General features: G+C 74.7%; 17 protein-coding genes. 11 read left to right on the top strand and 6 right to left on the bottom strand.

Features of this window, described 5'->3' with window-relative positions:
* Nucleotides 1-44: 44 nt before the first annotated feature.
* Nucleotides 45-1,484, bottom strand: coding sequence for a xylulokinase (xylB, locus tag FB586_RS06055; protein ID WP_136518445.1), 1,440 nt, complete (start codon nucleotides 1,482-1,484; stop codon nucleotides 45-47).
* Between the two features lie 146 nt (nucleotides 1,485-1,630).
* Nucleotides 1,631-2,821, bottom strand: a complete 1,191-nt coding sequence (gene xylA / locus FB586_RS06060; RefSeq protein WP_136518446.1) for a xylose isomerase — start codon at nucleotides 2,819-2,821, stop codon at nucleotides 1,631-1,633.
* A gap of 98 nt (nucleotides 2,822-2,919) precedes the next feature.
* Between xylA and FB586_RS06065 the strand changes: the two genes are divergently transcribed.
* The 3 genes from FB586_RS06065 to FB586_RS06075 all read left to right on the top strand — a co-directional run bounded on the left by FB586_RS06065 (nucleotide 2,920) and on the right by FB586_RS06075 (nucleotide 6,978).
* Nucleotides 2,920-4,227 carry an ROK family transcriptional regulator gene (locus FB586_RS06065; RefSeq protein WP_168800474.1) on the top strand — a complete coding sequence of 436 codons (1,308 nt, stop codon included), beginning with the start codon at nucleotides 2,920-2,922 and terminating at the stop codon, nucleotides 4,225-4,227.
* 237 nt (nucleotides 4,228-4,464) lie between these two features.
* On the top strand, nucleotides 4,465-5,574 hold the full coding sequence (locus FB586_RS06070) for a lactonase family protein (RefSeq protein ID WP_246036558.1): 1,110 nt from the start codon (nucleotides 4,465-4,467) through the stop codon (nucleotides 5,572-5,574).
* 69 nt (nucleotides 5,575-5,643) lie between these two features.
* On the top strand, nucleotides 5,644-6,978 hold the full coding sequence (locus FB586_RS06075; RefSeq protein WP_222928302.1) for a glycosyltransferase: 1,335 nt from the start codon (nucleotides 5,644-5,646) through the stop codon (nucleotides 6,976-6,978).
* A 21-nt stretch (nucleotides 6,979-6,999) separates the two neighbouring features.
* Here FB586_RS06075 and FB586_RS06080 read toward each other — a convergent pair whose 3' ends face one another.
* The gene (locus FB586_RS06080) at nucleotides 7,000-7,386 is read right to left on the bottom strand and encodes an RNA polymerase sigma factor (protein ID WP_168800475.1); all 387 of its coding nucleotides are present in this window, start codon (nucleotides 7,384-7,386) and stop codon (nucleotides 7,000-7,002) included.
* Between the two features lie 121 nt (nucleotides 7,387-7,507).
* Complete coding sequence (locus FB586_RS06085) at nucleotides 7,508-8,146, bottom strand: hypothetical protein (protein WP_136518448.1); 639 nt, start codon at nucleotides 8,144-8,146, stop codon at nucleotides 7,508-7,510.
* A 136-nt stretch (nucleotides 8,147-8,282) separates the two neighbouring features.
* Between FB586_RS06085 and FB586_RS06090 the strand changes: the two genes are divergently transcribed.
* On the top strand, nucleotides 8,283-9,023 hold the full coding sequence (locus FB586_RS06090) for a phosphoglyceromutase (RefSeq protein WP_136518449.1): 741 nt from the start codon (nucleotides 8,283-8,285) through the stop codon (nucleotides 9,021-9,023).
* Nucleotides 9,024-9,295: 272 nt separating this feature from the next.
* Here the strand turns inward: FB586_RS06090 and phoU are convergent, their stop codons facing one another.
* Nucleotides 9,296-9,970 carry a phosphate signaling complex protein PhoU gene (gene phoU, locus FB586_RS06095; protein WP_136518450.1) on the bottom strand — a complete coding sequence of 225 codons (675 nt, stop codon included), beginning with the start codon at nucleotides 9,968-9,970 and terminating at the stop codon, nucleotides 9,296-9,298.
* A 164-nt stretch (nucleotides 9,971-10,134) separates the two neighbouring features.
* On the opposite strand from phoU, the gene FB586_RS06100 reads away from it, so the two are divergent.
* The 6 genes from FB586_RS06100 to pstB all read left to right on the top strand — a co-directional run bounded on the left by FB586_RS06100 (nucleotide 10,135) and on the right by pstB (nucleotide 16,460).
* Nucleotides 10,135-11,352 (top strand): sensor histidine kinase, encoded by a 1,218-nt coding sequence (locus FB586_RS06100; protein WP_136518919.1) that lies wholly within the window; start codon nucleotides 10,135-10,137, stop codon nucleotides 11,350-11,352.
* A complete protein-coding gene (locus FB586_RS06105) occupies nucleotides 11,349-12,062 on the top strand; it encodes a response regulator (protein ID WP_136518451.1) in 714 nt (237 codons plus the stop codon). Before FB586_RS06100 ends, FB586_RS06105 begins: the two co-directional genes overlap by 4 nt.
* A 229-nt stretch (nucleotides 12,063-12,291) precedes the next feature.
* Entirely contained in the window at nucleotides 12,292-13,422 is a 1,131-nt protein-coding gene (gene pstS, locus FB586_RS06110) for a phosphate ABC transporter substrate-binding protein PstS (RefSeq protein ID WP_136518452.1), read from the top strand.
* Nucleotides 13,423-13,573: 151 nt separating this feature from the next.
* On the top strand, nucleotides 13,574-14,578 hold the full coding sequence (gene pstC / locus FB586_RS06115; RefSeq protein ID WP_136518453.1) for a phosphate ABC transporter permease subunit PstC: 1,005 nt from the start codon (nucleotides 13,574-13,576) through the stop codon (nucleotides 14,576-14,578).
* The gene (gene pstA, locus FB586_RS06120) at nucleotides 14,578-15,642 is read left to right on the top strand and encodes a phosphate ABC transporter permease PstA (protein WP_136518455.1); all 1,065 of its coding nucleotides are present in this window, start codon (nucleotides 14,578-14,580) and stop codon (nucleotides 15,640-15,642) included. Before pstC ends, pstA begins: the two co-directional genes overlap by 1 nt.
* 38 nt (nucleotides 15,643-15,680) lie before the next feature.
* Nucleotides 15,681-16,460, top strand: a complete 780-nt coding sequence (gene pstB / locus FB586_RS06125) for a phosphate ABC transporter ATP-binding protein PstB (RefSeq protein ID WP_136518456.1) — start codon at nucleotides 15,681-15,683, stop codon at nucleotides 16,458-16,460.
* Between the two features lie 116 nt (nucleotides 16,461-16,576).
* On the opposite strand, the gene FB586_RS06130 is transcribed toward pstB, so the two are convergent.
* On the bottom strand, nucleotides 16,577-17,242 hold the full coding sequence (locus FB586_RS06130; RefSeq protein ID WP_136518457.1) for a hypothetical protein: 666 nt from the start codon (nucleotides 17,240-17,242) through the stop codon (nucleotides 16,577-16,579).
* Between the two features lie 294 nt (nucleotides 17,243-17,536).
* Between FB586_RS06130 and FB586_RS06135 the strand changes: the two genes are divergently transcribed.
* Entirely contained in the window at nucleotides 17,537-18,019 is a 483-nt protein-coding gene (locus FB586_RS06135; protein WP_136518458.1) for a CarD family transcriptional regulator, read from the top strand.
* Nucleotides 18,020-18,090: the final 71 nt, after the last annotated feature.

Genomic DNA, 18,090 nt, shown 5'->3' on the forward strand with positions numbered 1-18,090 from the left:
GGCCCGGCACCGTACGGTGCCGGGCCCTCGTGCGTCCGCGGGGATCAGGCCGGGCGGTCGACCGTCAGCTCGCGGGCCGCGGCGTACTGCGCGCGCACGTGCGGCTCGGCCGGTGCGCTGACGACCTCGGCGTCCGAGGCGGCCGACCACGCCGGCGGGGTGTCGGAGCCGGACAGCACCCAGGCCGCCTGGCGCGCGGCACCGTCGGCGACGTACTCGCCCGGCGTAGGCACCTGGACGTCCACCCCCATGATCGACGGGATGATCCTCCGCACGGCCTCGGACTGCGCACCGCCCCCGATGAGGAACACACGCTCGACCGGCACGCCCACGGCGCGCATCGCGTCGATGCCGTCGGCGAGCGAGCAGAGCATGCCCTCGACCGCAGCCCGCGCGACGTGTGCCGGTGTGGTGTTGGCCATGCGCATGCCGTGCAGCGCCCCGGTGGACAGCGGCTTGTTGGGGGTGCGCTCGCCCTCCAGGTACGGGATGTGCACGAGGCCGTCGGCGCCCGCGGGAGCCGAGAGCGCGAGCCGCGACAGGCCCGGGTGGTCGACACCGAGCATCCGGCAGGCGGTGTCGAGCACGCGCGACGCGTTGAGCGTCACCGCGAGCGGCAGGTACGAGCCGGTCGCGTCGGCGAAGCCCGTGACCAGGCCGGTGCCGTCGGCGATCGGCGCGGACGAGATCGCCGACACCACGCCCGACGTCCCGAGGGACACCGCGACGTCGCCGGGCAGCAGGCCCAGCGCGAGGGCGGCCGCGGCGTTGTCGCCGGCACCCGGGCCGAGGACGGGCTTCAGCGCGAACCCGGGCGCCACGGGACCGGCCTCGTTCGCCCCGAGCACGCGCGGCAGGCGTGGGACGCTGCCGAGCGCGCGCTCCAGCAGGTCGGTGCGGTAGTCCTCGGTGAACGGCGACCAGTAACCCGTGCCGGACGCGTCCGAGCGGTCCGTGACCAGCCCGTCGAAGCCGACCCCGGCCATGCCGCCGGCGAGCTTCCACGTCAGCCAGTCGTGGGGGAGGGCCACCGCGGCGACGCGCGCGGCGTTCTCCGGCTCGTTGTCGCGCAGCCAGCGCAGCTTGGTGACGGTCAGCGACGCGACGGGCACGGACCCGATCGCGTCGGCCCACGCCTGCGCCCCGGCGGCGGCGTCGCCCTCGCCGAGCTCGGCGATGAGGTCGACCGCTGCCTGCGCGGAGCGCGTGTCGTTCCACAGCAGCGCCTCGCGGATCACCTCGCCGTCGGCGTCGAGCACCACCATGCCGTGCTGCTGCCCGCCGACGCTGATCGCGGCGACGTCGTCGAGCCCGCCCGCGTCCGCGATGGCCTCCTGCAGCGCGTCCCACCAGTGGTGGGGGTGGACCTCGGTGCCGTCCGGGTGCTTGGCGCGGCCCTGCCGCACCAGCTCACCGGTCTCCGCGTCGCGGATCACCACCTTGCACGACTGCGTGGACGAGTCCACACCTGCCACGAGCGTCATCGCCTGTGCTCCCTTGCCGACGTGCCCGGCTCTGCCCGGGCGCTGGGTGTCCGAGGGGTGGGTCCCCGGCCGCTCGGACGTCGGTCCCCGGGGACGGCCGACGCCCGGGGAGCGCGAGGCTCCCCGGGCGTCGGGTGGTGCTGAGGTCAGCCGCGGGCGCCGAGCGCGTGCTCGAGCGCGAGCTGGTTGAGGCGCACGAAGCCGAAGCCGTGCGCGCCCACCTCGTCGGCGTCGAAGTCCTCGAACGCCGAGCGGTCGTTGAGCAGGTCGGCGATGGTCTCGCCCTCGGCGAGCGTCGGCTCGGCGAGCGAGAGGACGCCGGCGGCCTCGAGGGCCTCCTGGACCTCGGGGTCGGCGCGGAACGCCTGCGCGCGCTCCTTGAGCAGGATGTACGTCGACATGTTCGCCGCCGCCGAGTCCCACACGCCCTGGAAGTCCTCGGTGCGCGAGGGCTTGTAGTCGAAGTGGATCGGGCCGGTGTACTTCGGGCCGCCGCTCGGGAAGCCGTTCTCGAGCAGGTCCACCGTGGCGAACGCCGAGAACAGGTCGCCGTGGCCGAAGACGAGGTCCTGGTCGTACTTGATGGACCGCTGGCCGTTGAGGTCGATGTGGAAGAGCTTGCCCTGCCACAGCGCCTGCGCGATGCCGGTGGTGAAGTTCAGGCCGGCCATCTGCTCGTGCCCGACCTCGGGGTTCAGGCCGACGATGTCGCCGTTCTCCAGCGTCGAGATGAGGGCGATCGCGTGGCCGATCGTCGGCAGGAGGATGTCGCCGCGGGGCTCGTTCGGCTTCGGCTCGAGCGCGATGCGCAGGCCGTAGCCCTTCTCCTTGATGTACGCGGCGACGGTGTCGATGCCCTCGGCGTAGCGGTCGTGCGCGGCCTTGAGGTCCTTGGCCGAGTCGTACTCGGCGCCCTCGCGGCCACCCCACATGACGAACGTGTCGGCGCCGAGGTCGGCGGCGAGGTCGACGTTGCGCAGGACCTTGCGCAGGCCGAAGCGGCGCACGCGGCGGTCGTTCGACGTGAACGCGCCGTCCTTGAACACCGGGTGGCTGAACGTGTTGGTCGTGACCATCTCGACCGTGATGCCGGTCTCGGCCAGGGCGCCCTTGAAGCGCTCGAGGATCTTGTCGCGCTCGGAGGCCGAGGAGCCGAAGGGCACCACGTCGTCGTCGTGGAACGTCACGTGCGCGGCGCCGAGCTCGGCGAGCTTGTGCACGGACTCGACCGGGTCGAGCCACGGGCGGGTGTTCGAGCCGAACTGGTCCTGGGCGTTCCAGCCCACGGTCCAGAGGCCGAACGAGAACCTGTCTTCGGGGGTGGGCTTGCGCACCATGGCTAATCTCTCCACGTCGAGGGGTGGGTGCCGGGCGACCGCCCGGCGGATTTGTTCTCGCGATGAATTTATCCACGGATCTCGGCTAGGGTCAACCCATGGCCGAGGCTCCCGAGGACGTGCGCGGCGCGGTGCCGGCGCGTGCGTCCGGCGCGACCGCCGACGACCACGACGCCTCCCCGCGCACCCGCCACGGCCGCGCCGCCGAGCGCGTGCCCGACCCGGTGCGGGCGCGGCGCCAGGAGCACCTGCGCGAGCACAACCTGTCGGTGACCCTGGCCCACGTCGTCGACGCCACCTCCCCACCGTCGCGCGCCCAGATCGCCGCGTCCACCGGGCTGGCCCGCGGCACGGTCACGGGCCTGGTCGACGTGCTCATCGAGGCGGGTCTCGTGCGCGAGCTCGACCCCGTCGCCGCCGCGCGCGCCGGGCGCCCCGCGGTGCCGCTGGCGCCCGCACCCGGGCGGATCGCCGGCGTGGGCATGGAGGTCAACGTCGACTACCTCGGCGTGCGCGCCGTCGACCTCGCCGGCGGCGTCCTCGCCGAGTGCGTCGAGCAGGTCGACCTGCGCGGCGCCGACCCCGGCGACGTCCTCGACCGGCTCGCCGCGCTCGCCGGACCCCTGCTCGCCGGCCTGCAGGCCGACGGCGTCCGCGTGGCGGGCACCGCGCTGGCGCTGCCCGGCCTGGTCGACCGCGTCACCGGGCCGCTGCGCGTCGCGCCGAACCTCGGCTGGCGGGACGTCGACGTCGTCGCCCGGCTCGCCGCCGACCCCGTCCTCGCGGCCTTCCCGCCACGCGTCGCGAACGAGGCCAACCTGGCCGCCCGGGCCGAGGCGCACGCGCGTCGCGGTGCGGAGGCGCCGTCGTTCCTGTACGTGTCGGGCGAGGTCGGCGTCGGTGGCGCGCTCGTGCTCGACGGCGAGATCTTCCTCGGCCGGCACGGCTGGAGCGGCGAGATCGGGCACGTGGTCGTCGACGGCTCCGCGCCCGACGGGCCCGGCACGCTCGAGCGCCTCGCCGGCCAGGACGCGATCGCGGCGGCCGCGGGCCTCCCGGCCGGCAGCCGGTTCGCCGACCTGCTCGCCGCCGTCGAGGCGGACGACGCCGCCGCGGTGGCCGCGGTGCGGGCGGCCGCGCGCTGGCTCGGCCTGGCCGTCGCCACGGTCGCGAACGTCGTGGACGTCGGTGCCGTGGTGCTCGGCGGCACGTTCGGGCAGCTGTACCGGCACGTCGAGGAGCCCGTGCGCGAGGCCCTCGACGCGCACGTCATCTTCGCCCCGTGGTCGACGCTCGACGTCTCGCGCGCCCGCGCGGGGGAGTACCCGGCGATGACGGGCGGCGCCCTGGCCGTCCTGCGCCAGGTCGTGGCGGAGCCCTCCGTCTGGCTCACCCCCACCCCCTGACCCCCGCCGGCCCCGCACGCCCCGCCCCCGCCCCCGCCCCACGTCCCCACCCGCCCCGCCCGCCTCCCCTCGCCGAGTTCGGCAGCTCTGCTCGAGTTCGGCAGTCGCAGGTCACGAGCTCGGCACCGAAGTGCCGAAGTCGGCAGCGGAGTGCCGAGCTCGGCACCGGGGCGGCGGAGTCGGCGGTGGGCGGGACGCGGGGAGCGGGGAGGCGGTCGCGTCCGTAGGGTCGTCGCCGTGGACGACCTGACGACGCAGCCCGCACCCGCCACCGACGCCGAGACGCTCGCCCACGGCCCCGTGCCGCTGTGGGTCGGCACCTACCCGCACGCCGGCATCGGCACCGAGGCCGGTCTCGGGGAGGGGATCTGGCGCGTCGACCTCGACCCCGCGACGGGCGCGCTCGGCGAGCCGCGCCTGGTGGTCGAGACGCCGGCGCCGTCGTTCGTCGTCGCGCACCCGTCCGGTGCGGTGGTCCACGCGGTCGCCGAGGACGCCCCCGGCACGGTCACGGCGTTCGCCGTGCAGGAGGACGGCGGCCTCGCGCCTACGGTCACCGTGCCCGTCGGCGGCACCCACCCGTGCCACCTGCTGCTCGCCGACGACGTCCTGCACGTCGCGTGCTACACCGACGGCGTCCTCGCCGTGCTGCCGCTCGCACCCGACGGCACGTACGCCACCGAGGTGCTCGAGACCGGCACCCCGGCGCAGGTGTTCCGGCACGAGGGGTCCGGGCCGGTGACCGACCGGCAGGAGGGGCCGCACGCGCACTTCGTCGCCGTGACGCCCGACCGCCGGCACGTCCTCGTGGCCGACCTCGGCACCGACGAGCTGCGGCGCTACGCCCGCGCCGCCGACGGCACCCTGACGGCCGACGGCGTCGCCGCGTCCCTCCCGCCCGGCACCGGCCCCCGGCACCTCGCGTTCGCCCCGGACGCGCGGCACCTGTACGTCGTGGGCGAGCTCGACGCGGCCGTGCACGTGCTGGCCTGGGACGCCGCCGCGGCGACCGGCGCTCCCGTCGCCGCGGTCCCCGCGGTCGACGCCGCGCTCGCGGGCGGCGCGGCGCCGTCGCCCTCGCACGTGCTGCTCGAGGGGGACCGCCTCGTGCTCGGCGTGCGTGGCGCCGACGTCCTCACGGCGTACCCCGTGGCGGCGGACGGCTCGCTGGGCGCGGGGGCCTCCGCCCGGCTGCGCGGCAGGACGCCGCGGCACCACGAGGTCGTCGCCGACTGGACGGTCGTCGCGCTGCAGGAGTCGCACGCGGTCGTCGTCGTCGACCACGACGGCACGGAGGTCGGCCGCGCGAGCATCCCGTCGCCCGCGTGCGTGGCGCGCGTGCGCTGAGGCCGCGGCCGACCCGGCCCGGACGGCCCGCGGCGTGCACCCCTGGTGCGCCGGGCGACAATGGAGCACGTGACGGTCGAGCGAGCACCCCGGGTGGCCATGCTCTCGGTGCACACGTCGCCGCTCGACCAGCCCGGGACGGGCGACGCGGGCGGCATGAACGTGTACGTGCTGGAGCTCTCGCGCGCGCTCGCGGCCCGCGGCGCCCGCGTCGAGATCTTCACGCGCGCCACGTCGTCGGACCTGCCCGAGACGGTGGTGCTGGACGGCAGCACGGCGGACGGCCGCACCCTCGCGGGGGCCGAGGCGCGCGACGTCCTGCTCGCGCCGGACGTGCCGGCGGGCGTCGTCCCGCCCGTCCTGGTGCACCACGTGCCCGCGGGCCCGTTCGAGGCGCTGGACAAGAACGACCTGCCCGGCGTGCTGTGCGGCATGGCGGCCGGCGTGCTGCGGTCCGAGGCCGCCCGCCGGCCCGGCTGGTACGACGTGGTCCACTCCCACTACTGGCTGTCCGGGCAGGTCGGGGCGCTCGCGGCGCAGCGGTGGGAGGTGCCGCTCGTGCACACCGCGCACACGCTCGCGCGCGTGAAGAACGCGAGCCTCGGCCCCGGCGACTCCCCGGAGCCGACCGTGCGGGTCGTGGGGGAGGAGCAGGTCGTCGCCGAGGCGGACGCACTCGTGGCGTCCACCGGCGTCGAGGCGCGCGAGCTGGTCGACCTGTACGGCGCGGACCCGCAGCGCGTGCACGTCGTCGAGCCGGGCGTCGACCTGGACCGGTTCGCGCCCGCACCGCCCGGCGGGCGCGAGGCCGCACGGCGAGCCCTCGGCCTGCCGACCGACCGGCAGGTCGTGCTGTTCGCCGGGCGCGTGCAGCCGCTCAAGGCCCCCGACGTGCTCGTCCGTGCGCTCGGCGTCCTCAAGGCGTCGGGCCGGCCCGTCCCGCTGCTCGTCGTGCTCGGCGGGCCCAGCGGGCGGCCGACGGCGGTGCGCGAGCTGCTCGCGCTCGCGGCCACGGTGGGCGTCGCGGACGACGTCGTGGTGCGCCCCCCGGCGCCGCGCGACGAGCTCGCACGCTGGTACCACGCGGCCGACGTCGTCGCGATGCCCTCCCGCTCGGAGTCGTTCGGCCTCGTCGCCGCCGAGGCCCAGGCGAGCGGCGTCCCCGTGCTGGCGGCGGCGGTCGGGGGCCTGCGCACGGTCGTCGACGACGGCGTGTCGGGCCGCCTGGTACGCGGCCACGACCCGGCGCGCTGGGCGGACGTCGTCGCCGACGCGCTCGCGGACGACGCGCGGCGCGCCGCGTGGGCCGGTGCGGCCCGTGGCGTGGCCGAGCGGTTCGGCTGGGACGCCGCGGCGGACCAGCTGCTCAAGGTCTACTCGGTCGCCGCCGAGCAGCGCGGCTGAGCAGCCGGCCCGCCGCGCCCGTCAGGGGGCGCCCGCCCCGACCGCGAGCGCCGCGCGCAGCTCGGCCCGCGCCCGCTGGTAGCGGCTGCGCACGGTCGACGCGGGGACACCGGTCAGCTCGGCGGCCTCCGCCAGGGTGAACCCGTCCCAGTGCACGAGCCGCACCAGCTCCGCCAGGTCGGGGGCGAGCCGGGCGACGGCGTCCCGCACGTCCGCGCCCGCGTCGGCCGCGGGTGCCGTCGCCCCGCCGGCGGCGAGCGCCTCGCGCACCCGGTCCGCGAGCCGGCGCCGGCGCACCTCGCCGCGGTGGTGGTTGAGCAGGGTTCTCCGCGCGACGCCGAACAGCCACATCCGCGCCCGCTCGGGCTCGACCGGCAGGTCGTCGACGCGCCGCCACGCCGCGACCATCGCGTCGCGAGCAGGTCGGCGGCGTCGGCCGGGCCGACGCGCCGCGTCAGGTAGGCGAGCAGGTCGCCGCAGGACGCGTCGAGCGCGACCGTCAACCGCTCGTCCGGCGTGGGGCGGCGCCTCACCACTGCGCGCCCGGGCAGGAGATCTGGCCGCTGCGCTCCATCTGGACCTGCTCGAGGTCGAAACCCTGCCGGACCAGCTCGGCGTCGATCGCCTCGCCGACGGCACGGCCCACGGCCATCGAGTAGTGCAGGTCGGCGTTCCAGTGCGGGGTGCCGTAGTGGCCCGGCACCTCCTGGCCGTCCGCGTCGAGCGCCACGACGTCCAGGTCCGCCTTCATCCGCGCGTACACGCCCTCGACGTCCGCGACCGCCAGCACGTCGACGCTCGCCAGCCACTCCTGCGCGGCCCGCGTCGCGGCCGCGTCCTGCGCGACGAAGTTCCCGATCCGCTCCTCGCAGACCGCGCCGCTGGGCAGCGTGTAGGTGTAGGTCGCGGCCGGGGTGCGCGCCCACGGCGACCAGAGGTCCGACGTGGCGGCGGCCGCGCCGGCGCCCCCGGCGAGCAGCACGGCGGCCGCGGTGACGGCGGCGGCGCGGGGGACCCGGCGCACGGCCACGGAGGGGCGGGCGACGCGTCGGGCGTCCCGCGCCATCGTCGCGAGCTCGCCGCGCAGCCGGTCGGACGACGGCGGGACGGCGGGGGCCGATGCGTCGAGGAGGTCGTCGAGCGCGTCGCGCCCGTGGTCGAGGGACATGTCCACTCCTGGGTCGTGGGGAGCCTGCACCCCGTACGTGTCCGGCAGGTGGCCGGACGTCCACGGTCCGCGACCACCCGACCGCGGGACGGACGTCCCTGCGCCCCGCCTGCGACGCTGCGGCAGGATGGGACGCATGACCTACACCCTCGTGCTGCTCCGCCACGGCGAGAGCGAGTGGAACGCGAAGAACCTCTTCACCGGCTGGGTCGACGTCCCGCTGTCGGAGAAGGGCGTCGAGGAGGCCAAGCGCGGCGGCACGCTGCTGACGGACGCCGGCGTGCTGCCGGACGTCGTGCACACGTCGCTGCTGCGCCGTGCGATCACGACGGCGAACTACGCGCTCGACGCGGCCGACCGCCTGTGGATCCCGGTCAAGCGCTCGTGGCGCCTGAACGAGCGCCACTACGGCGCGCTGCAGGGCAAGAACAAGAAGCAGACGCTGGAGGAGTACGGCGAGGAGCAGTTCATGCTCTGGCGCCGCTCGTACGACGTCCCGCCGCCGGAGATCGAGCTGGGCAGCGAGTTCTCGCAGGACCAGGACCCGCGCTACGCCGGCGAGCCGATCCCGCGCACCGAGGCCCTCGCGCAGGTGCTGGTCCGCGCGCTGCCGTACTGGGAGTCCGAGATCGTGCCGGACCTGAAGGCGCGCAAGACGGTCCTCGTCGCGGCGCACGGCAACTCGATCCGCGCGCTGGTCAAGCACCTGGACGACGTCGACGAGCAGACGATCGCCGGCATCAACATCCCCACCGGCATCCCGCTGCTGTACGAGCTCGACGAGGAGACGCTGAAGCCCACGGTCGCGGGCGGCACGTACCTCGACCCGGAGGCCGCCAAGGCCGCGATCGCCGCGGTCGCGAACCAGGGCCGCTGACCAGGCTCGCACGACGGAGCCGCCGGCACCCCGGGGTGCCGGCGGCTCCGCCACGGCCCCCCCGGGCAGGTGCCCGGCCCCGAGCGCAACGTGGTGCACGTGTGCGGCCGTCCGGGCGAGCGCCACGTTGCGTTCACGAGCTGGACCAGCGGCGACACGACGAGGCGCCCGCCCCCTCCCCGGGACGGGCGCCTCGCGTGCGAGCCGGGGTCGCCGGCTCGGTGGTCGTCGGCGCGCCGGAGGTGTCCGGGCCGACGAGGAAGGGTGCCGGCTCAGGCCGGACGGAGCGCTGCGGGGTCCTGCACGTGCGCGGTGTCCCCGGTGACGAGGTAGACGACGCGACGGGCGACGGAGACGGCGTGGTCGCCGAACCGCTCGTAGTAGCGGCCGAGCAGCGTGACGTCGATCGTCTCCTGCACGTCGTACGACCACGAGCCGGAGAGCATCGCCGTGAAGGTGTCCGTGTGCAGCTGGTCGAGCAGGTCGTCGTCCTGCTCGATGCTCTCGGCGAGCGCCATGTCACGCGTCTCGAGCAGCGTCGTCGTGCGGCGGGCGACGCGCACGGCGGCGTCCTGCATCTGCGTGAACACGGCGGTGCACTCGTCCGGCACGGCGACGCGCGGGTAGCGCGCACGGGCGACCTGGGCGACGTGCCGGGCGAGGTCGCCCATGCGCTCCAGGGACGCGCTCATGCGCAGCGCCGAGACGACGACCCGCAGGTCGGTGGCGACGGGCTGCTGCTGCGCGAGCAGCCGGACGCAGCGGTCGTCCAGGTCCCGCTCGAGCGCGTCGATCGCGAGGTCGTCGGCGATGACGGACTCCGCGAGCCGCAGGTCGGCCGTCAGCAGGGCGACCCCCGCGTTGCTCACGGCCTGCTCGACCCGGCCGCTCATGGCCACCAGGTCCTCGCCGAGCTGCTTGAGCTCGGCCTCGAAGATGTCCCGCATGTGCTCCCTCTCTGCGCGCAGGTGCGCGGTGCGGCCCACACCGTCGCACGGCCCGGTGAACGTCTGCCACCGCAGAGGTGAACAGCCGGAGGCCGTCGGGCGTCCGCGGTCGGGCGTGGCCGGATCGTCCCCGGGCGTCGGCCTACTGTGGGCGCGTGGAGTGGATGGACGGCCTCGCGCCGCTGGTGGCCGGGGCGCTGGGGGTGCTCGTCGGCGCGTTCGCCGTGGGTGCGTTTCGCTGGAGCGAGCGTGTGCAGCACTCCGTGCCGCCGCAACCGGAGCCGGAGCTCGACGACGGCCTGGTCCGCACGCTCGCGGTGCTCCGGTCGGCCGCGATCGTGCTCGACCCGGGGGACCACGTCGTGCGGGCGAGCCCGCCGGCGCACGCCCTGGGGCTGGTGCGGGAGGGGCGCCTGGTGCACGCCGCGATGCGGGACCTCGTCGCGGCGGTGCGCCGCGACGGCGTGATCCGTGACGAGGAGGTCGACGTGCCGCGCGGGCCCGTGGGCCCGGGGCGCCTGCTCGTGCAGGTCCGCGTCGCGCAGGTGACGCCGGAGCACGTGGTGCTGCTCGCGGAGGACCTGACGCAGGCGCGTCGTCTGGAGGCGATCCGCCGGGACTTCGTCGTCAACGTCTCGCACGAGCTGAAGACCCCGATCGGCGCGCTGTCGCTGCTGGCCGAGACGGTGCAGGACGCGGCGGACGACCCCGACGCGGTGCGCCGGTTCGCGGGCCGGATGCAGGCGGAGGCGCAGCGCCTGTCCGCGCTCGTGCACGAGATCATCGAGCTCTCCCGCCTGCAGGCGACCGGTGCGCTCGAGGAGCTCGCGCCGGTGCGCGTCGACGACGTCGTGGCCGAGGCGCTGGACCGGGCCCGCACGGGCGCGGACGCCAAGCACGTGCGGCTGTCCGCCGGCGGTGCGAGCGGGGTCCTGGTCTTCGGCGACCACAACCTGCTCGTCACCGCGGTCCGCAACCTGCTGGACAACGCCGTCGCGTACTCGCCGGAGGGCACGCACGTGGGCGTCGGCGTCGAGCGCCGCGGCGAGCTCGTCGAGATCGCGGTGGTCGACGAGGGGATCGGCATCGACCCCGCCGACCAGGAGCGCGTGTTCGAGCGGTTCTACCGTGTCGACCCCGCGCGCTCGCGCGACACCGGCGGCACCGGCCTCGGCCTGTCGATCGTCAAGCACGTCGCGGCGGACCACGGCGGGGACGTCTCCGTCTGGTCCCAGCCCGGCCGCGGCTCCACGTTCACCCTGCGCCTGCCGGTCGCGGACGACCGCGCCGGCGAGGCGACCCCTGTCCCCACCCCGCCGGCCGTGCCGGCGACCCCGCCGGACGGCACGCCCGCCCGGCCGACGCCCAGGAGCACCCCGTGACCCGCATCCTGCTCGTGGAGGACGAGGAGTCCTACCGCGACCCCCTCGCCTACCAGCTGACCCGCGAGGGCTACGACGTCGTCACCGCCGCCACCGGCCCCGCCGCGCTCGAGCGCTTCGCCGAGGGCGGGGCCGACCTCGTGCTGCTCGACCTCATGCTGCCGGGGCTGCCCGGCACCGAGGTGTGCCGCCGGCTGCGGCTGGAGTCCGACGTGCCGGTGATCATGCTGACCGCGAAGGACGACGAGATCGACAAGGTCGTGGGCCTCGAGCTCGGCGCCGACGACTACGTGACGAAGCCGTACTCGTCGCGCGAGCTGCTCGCCCGCATCCGCGCCGTCCTGCGCCGCCGCGAGACGGCGCGTCCCGCCGTGGACGGGGAGGAGGGCGGCGACGACGGCGTGCTCGAGCTCGCCGGGGTCCGCATGGACGTCGACCGGCACACGGTGCACGTGGACGGGACGCTCGTGCCGTTCCCGCTCAAGGAGTTCGAGCTGCTCGAGCTGCTGCTGCGCAACCCCGGCCGCGTCCTCACGCGCGGTCAGCTCATCGACCGGGTGTGGGGGTCGGACTACGTCGGCGACACCAAGACCCTCGACGTCCACGTCAAGCGCATCCGCGCCAAGATCGAGCCCGACCCGTCCGCGCCGACGCTGCTGACGACCGTGCGCGGCCTGGGCTACAAGCTGTCGGACACGCCGGACGAGTGAGCAGCGCGCCGGCGCCCGCGCCGGCCGGGCCGGGCGCCGGCGTGGCCCGCGTCACGGTGACGCCCGTCCGGTACGTGACCCGCGTCTCGTGCGCATCCTGGACGGTCGTTCGGTCGACCAGCGTTCATCCGGGGTTCACCGAGCACCGCCGTCTCGGTCACCTCGCGTCCCTACCGTCGGCATCGGCCGCGCACCGACCGGTGCGCGCGGATCGACAGGATGGGTCACAGTGAAGCTCTCCCCTCGCAACCGTCTCGGTGCCGTCGCCCTCACCGGCGCTCTGGCGCTGACCCTGGCCGCGTGCAGCTCCGGTGGCAACGCCGAGGAGCCCGCGGGCACCGCGGGTTCCGGTGACGAGGCTCCCGCCGAGCTGAGCGGTTCGCTCGCCGGCGCCGGGGCGTCGTCCCAGGAGAAGGCCGTCGCCGGCTGGATCGCCGGCTTCAACGAGCAGTACCCCGACGTCTCCGTCAGCTACGACGCGGTGGGCTCCGGCGGTGGCCGTGAGCAGTTCCTCGCCGGTGCCGTGCAGTTCGCGGGCTCGGACGCCGCGCTGAAGGAGGAGGAGCTCACGCAGGCCGAGGAGCGCTGCGTCGGCGGCGAGGCCGTCGAGCTCCCGCTCTACATCTCGCCGATCGCCGTCGTCTACAACCTCCCCGACGTCGACGCCGAGAACATCAACATGTCGGCGGCCACGATCGCCAAGGTCTTCAACCGCGAGATCACGACGTGGAACGACCCGGCGATCGCCGCGGAGAACCCCGACGTCGAGCTGCCCGCGATCGACATCATCCCGGTCAACCGCTCGGACGAGTCCGGCACGACCGAGAACTTCACCGAGTACCTCGCCGCCGCGTCCGAGGGCGCGTGGCCGCACGAGCCGAGCGGCGACTGGCCGATCTCGGGCGGGCAGTCCGGCCAGGGCACGCAGGGCGTCATCGACACGGTGACGGGTGCCGAGGGTGCGATCGGCTACGCCGACGCCTCCCGCGCCGGTGACCTCGGCACGGTCGCGCTGAAGGTCGGCGAGGAGTACGTGCCGTTCTCCGCCGAGGCCGCCGCGAAGGTCGTCGACGCGTCGCCGCGCGCCGAGGGCGCCACGGAGAACCGCCTCGTGGTCGAGCTCGACCGCACCACGACCGAGGCCGGCGCCTACCCGCTGGTCCTCATCTCGTACCACATCGCCTGCTCGGTGTACGAGGACCAGGCCGACGCCGACAACGTGAAGGCCTACCTCTCCTACGTCGCCAGCGAGGCGGGCCAGGAGCGCGCCGCCGACCCGAGCGTCGCCGGTGCCGCCCCGATCTCGGAGGACCTGCGCGCCGAGGTCCAGACCGCGATCGACAGCATCACCGCGGGCTGACACGAGCCCCACGCATGACCACGACGGTCGGGAGCCGCCCCGGGACGCACGGTCCCGGGGCGGCTCCCGCCCTGCGTGCCGAGGCGGCCGGCGCCTGACGCCGGAGCCCCTCGCCCCACCCTCCCCACCCTCCCCACCCACCGGAGAACCCGTGGCTCTCACCACCACTCCCCGCCGGTCCGGGACCTCCCCCGACGGCGAGCAGGTCGACGCCGGCGCGGCCGTCCGCGCGGCGTCGACCGGGCGCGTCGGCAGCCGTGTCTTCGCCGGCCTGTCGACCGGCGCCGGCGTCCTGATCCTCCTGACGCTCGCCGCCGTCGCGGTCTTCCTGGTCATCCGGGCCTGGCCGGCGCTCACGGCGTCGTCCGAGGAGCTCGGCGACATCTCGTGGTTCAACGGCGACTCCGTCGCCGAGTACGTCGGGCCCCTGATCTTCGGCACGCTGCTCGCCTCGGTGCTGGCCCTGCTCATAGCCGTGCCGGTCTCGGTCGGCATCGCGCTGTTCATCTCGCACTACGCACCCCGCCGGCTCGCGCAGAGCCTGGGCTACCTGATCGACCTGCTGGCGGCGATCCCGTCGGTGGTCTACGGCCTGTGGGGCGCGCTGTGGCTGCTCGGTGTCGTCGACCCGTTCTTCGAGTGGCTCTCCGGCGCGCTCGGGTTCATCCCGCTGTTCGCGGACTACCAGGCGCCGGCCAAGAACATCCTGTCGGCCTCGATCGTGCTGGCCGTGATGATCCTGCCGATCATCACGGCGGTCTCGCGCGAGGTCTTCCTCCAGACGCCGCGCCTGCACGAGGAGGCCTCGCTGGCCCTCGGCGCCACCCGCTGGGAGATGGTCCGCCAGGCCGTCCTGCCGTTCGGGCGCTCGGGCGTCATCAGCGCCTCGATGCTCGGTCTCGGCCGCGCGCTCGGTGAGACGATGGCGGTGCTCATGGTCATCTCGCCCGGGTTCCTCTACTCGTTCCACCTGCTCCAGCCGGGGCAGCACCAGACCATCGCCGCGAACATCGCCTCGAAGTTCCCCGAGGCGAGCGGGCTGTCGGTGAGCGCGCTCATCGCGACGGGCCTCGCGCTGTTCGTCATCACGTTCGCGGTCAACTTCGTCGCGCGCTGGATCATCGCGCGCCGCGCCGAGTTCTCGGGAGCCAACTGATGGCCGTCGACACCGCTCCGGCCCCCGCCACCTCCCTCGTCGACCCGGCCCAGGGCCGGCTGCCGCGCTGGGCCACGTGGGCGTTCCTCGCGGGCGGCGTGGTCGCCGCGTTCCTCCTGCTGCTGGTCCTCGGCAACCCCACGGTCGCCGGCGTCGTCGGGCTGGGTGCGGTCCTCTACGCGGTCGGGGCCACGGTCGCGTCGTTCGTCGTCGAGGGCCGCCGCCGCGCGGTGGACCGCCTCGCCACGACGCTCGTGACCGGCGCGTTCCTGCTCGCGCTCATCCCGCTGGTCTCGCTCGTGCTGCTCGTCGTCACGCGCGGCATGACGTCGTTCAGCTGGACGTTCCTCACCACGGACATGGTGGGGATCTTCGGCGACATGACCGAGGGCGGCATCGCGCACGCGATCGTCGGGACGCTGCTCATCACGTTCGCGGCGGCGGTCATCTCGGTGCCGATCGGCCTGCTCACGGCGATCTACCTCGTCGAGTACGGGCGCGGCCCGCTGGCGCGCGCGATCACCTTCCTCGTGGACGTCATGACGGGCATCCCGTCGATCGTCGCCGGCCTGTTCGGCTTCGCGGTGTTCACGCTCGCCCTCGGGCCGGCGTTCCGCGCGGGCATCATGGGCGCCGTCGCGCTGTCGCTGCTCATGACGCCCGTCGTCATCCGCTCGGTCGAGGAGATGCTGCGACTCGTCCCGAACGAGCTGCGCGAGGCGTCGTACGCGCTCGGCGTGCCGAAGTGGCTGACGATCGTCAAGGTCGTGCTCCGCACCGCCGCTGCCGGCATCGTCACGGGCGTCATGCTCGCCGTGGCCCGCATCATCGGCGAGACCGCGCCCCTGCTCCTGACCGTCGGCCTCGTCACGCAGATGAACACGAGCCTGTTCGAGGGCCGCATGGCCACGCTGCCGGTCTTCGCGTTCCGCCAGTACGAGCAGGGCGGGACCGGCATCGACCGTGCCTGGGCCGCGGCGCTCACGCTCATCCTCATCGTCATGCTGCTCAACCTGCTCGCGCGGCTGATCAGCCGCTGGTTCGCCCCCAAGGGCGCCCGCTGACCCGCCGGCCCTCCCCGGACCACGAAAGGACCCTCCCCATGTCCAAGCGGATCGACGTCTCGGACCTCGACGTCTACTACGGCGACTTCCTCGCGGTCGAGGGCGTCACGATGGCCATCGAGGCCCGCCAGGCGACCGCGCTCATCGGCCCGTCGGGCTGCGGCAAGTCGACGTTCCTGCGCACGCTCAACCGCATGCACGAGGTCATCCCGGGTGCGCGCGTCACCGGCAAGGCGCTCATGGACGGCCAGGACCTCTACGGGTCGGACGTCGACCCCGTGACGGTCCGCCGCCAGATCGGCATGGTCTTCCAGCGCCCGAACCCGTTCCCGACGATGTCGATCGCCGACAACGTCCTCGCGGGCGTCCGGCTGAACAACCGCCGCATGTCGAAGGGCGAGCAGCAGGATCTCGTCGAGCAGTCGCTGCGCGGCGCGAACCTGTGGAACGAGGTCAAGGACCGCCTCGAGCGCCCCGGGTCGAGCCTGTCGGGCGGTCAGCAGCAGCGCCTCTGCATCGCGCGCGCCATCGCGGTCAAGCCGCAGGTGCTCCTCATGGACGAGCCCTGCTCCGCGCTCGACCCGATCTCCACGCTCGCGATCGAGGACCTCATCGCCGAGCTGAAGAGCGACTACACGATCGTCATCGTCACCCACAACATGCAGCAGGCGGCGCGCGTCTCGGACAGGACGGCGTTCTTCAACATCGCCGGCACCGGCAAGCCCGGCAAGCTCATCGAGATGGACGACACCGCCACCATGTTCTCCTCGCCGCGCGAGCAGGCGACCGAGGACTACATCTCCGGCCGCTTCGGCTGACCGGCGCCGCGCGCCGCCCGCAGGAGGCTCGCGGGCGGCCGCACGGTCCGCAGGACGCACGAGGGGCGCCCGCCGTACGGCGGGCGCCCCTCGTCGTGCGCTCGGTGCGCGGGGGGTCAGCCCTCGTCGCCGGTGCCCTCGGTCTGCTCGGGGCCCTGGGCGCCCTCGCCCTCGGGGTCGGAGTCCTGGCCCTGCTCGGGCTCGGAGGCCTCCTGGGTCTGCCCGGGCGTGGGCAGCCCGGTGGGGGTGGCCGACGGGGTGGGGGTCTGCCCGACCGCCTCGAGCAGCGGCGCGTACTCGGCGAGCGTCCCGTCCATGACGGGCACCTGCACCTCGGCGCTGCCGCCCGCGGGGGTGGAGACGGTGAGCGTGGTCAGCCCGCCGGGGATGGCCGAGACCTGGGCGACCGGGACCTCGACGGTCTGGTAGCGCCCAGGGGCCCCTGCCGCGCCCATGAGCACCGTGCCCGAGCTCGGGACGTCGACGTTCACGGCCTGCGCGCCCTCGACGGCGAGCGTGACGCTCGTGTCCTCGCCGGAGTTGTTGGCGAGCGCGCCGACCAGGATGCCCGGGCCGCCCTCCTCCTCGGCGAGGACGAGCAGGTTGAGCGCGCGCACCTCGTCGACGGTGATCGCGACGCCGTCGGACGGCGGGTAGTCGTCGATCGTCGTGATCTGGTTCGTGGCGGAGCAGCCGGCGAGCGCGGCGGCGGACGCGAGCGCGAGGGCGGCGGCGGCCGTCCGGCGGGCCGTGCGGACGGCACGAGGGCGAGGCGTGGTCACGGTGTCTCCTGCTCGACTGTCGCGCCCGAGGCGTCCGGCGGGTCGCCGGGCTGCCGGCGACCCGCCGCGCACGGGCGCGGGGGACTCGTGGCCAGCCTACCGGGGGTGCAGGAGGCGGCGAGCCCAGCCCGCGCGGACCGCACCGCTGGTCGCCCACGCGACGTCCGCCGGACGCCGGCCGGTCGCCTGCACGCCTCTGACCTGCGGTTTCATGATCCGGACGGGCGCCCGACGCCGGGTTCGGGGGGAAATGGGCGTGATACCATACACGTCTGCGAAAGGGGACACCGGCAGATGACTTTCACTGTTGGGGAGACCGTCGTCTACCCGCACCACGGTGCAGCCAAGATCGAAGAGATCAAGACCCGCACGATCCGCGGCGAGGACAAGATCTACCTCAAGCTCAAGGTCGCGCACGGTGACCTCACCATCGAGGTGCCCGCCGAGAACGTCGACCTGGTCGGCGTCCGCGACGTGGTCGGCCAGGAGGGCCTCGACCGCGTGTTCGAGGTGCTGCGCGCCCCGTACACGGAGGAGCCCACCAACTGGTCCCGCCGGTACAAGGCGAACCTCGAGAAGCTCCAGTCCGGCGACGTCATCAAGGTCGCGGAGGTCGTCCGCGACCTCTCGCGTCGTGACGCCGACCGCGGCCTGTCGGCCGGCGAGAAGCGCATGCTCGCCAAGGCCCGGCAGATCCTCGTCTCGGAGCTCGCGCTCGCCGAGCACACCGAGGAGGAGAAGGCCGAGGCCATCCTGGACGAGGTCCTGGCGTCCTGAGGACGCTGCGGGAGGTCCGGGTGCGCGTGTCGCACCCGGACCTCCTGCTGTCCGCACGACGCACGGACCGC

Source organism: Cellulomonas telluris, assembly GCF_004886325.1.
GTDB lineage: Bacteria > Actinomycetota > Actinomycetes > Actinomycetales > Cellulomonadaceae > Cellulomonas > Cellulomonas telluris.

Excerpts from the sequence above, each read along its gene's own strand:
- FB586_RS06085 (WP_136518448.1), bottom strand. The coding sequence starts at position 8,146 with ATGTCCCTCGACCACGGGCGCGACGCGCTCGACGACCTCCTCGACGCA.
- pstB (WP_136518456.1), top strand. The coding sequence starts at position 15,681 with ATGTCCAAGCGGATCGACGTCTCGGACCTCGACGTCTACTACGGCGAC.
- FB586_RS06080 (WP_168800475.1), bottom strand. The coding sequence starts at position 7,386 with ATGGTCGCGGCGTGGCGGCGCGTCGACGACCTGCCGGTCGAGCCCGAG.
- pstA (WP_136518455.1), top strand. The coding sequence starts at position 14,578 with ATGGCCGTCGACACCGCTCCGGCCCCCGCCACCTCCCTCGTCGACCCG.
- FB586_RS06065 (WP_168800474.1), top strand. The coding sequence starts at position 2,920 with ATGGCCGAGGCTCCCGAGGACGTGCGCGGCGCGGTGCCGGCGCGTGCG.
- FB586_RS06135 (WP_136518458.1), top strand. The coding sequence starts at position 17,537 with ATGACTTTCACTGTTGGGGAGACCGTCGTCTACCCGCACCACGGTGCA.
- xylB (WP_136518445.1), bottom strand. The coding sequence starts at position 1,484 with ATGACGCTCGTGGCAGGTGTGGACTCGTCCACGCAGTCGTGCAAGGTG.
- FB586_RS06100 (WP_136518919.1), top strand. The coding sequence starts at position 10,135 with ATGGACGGCCTCGCGCCGCTGGTGGCCGGGGCGCTGGGGGTGCTCGTC.
- FB586_RS06090 (WP_136518449.1), top strand. The coding sequence starts at position 8,283 with ATGACCTACACCCTCGTGCTGCTCCGCCACGGCGAGAGCGAGTGGAAC.
- phoU (WP_136518450.1), bottom strand. The coding sequence starts at position 9,970 with ATGCGGGACATCTTCGAGGCCGAGCTCAAGCAGCTCGGCGAGGACCTG.
- xylA (WP_136518446.1), bottom strand. The coding sequence starts at position 2,821 with ATGGTGCGCAAGCCCACCCCCGAAGACAGGTTCTCGTTCGGCCTCTGG.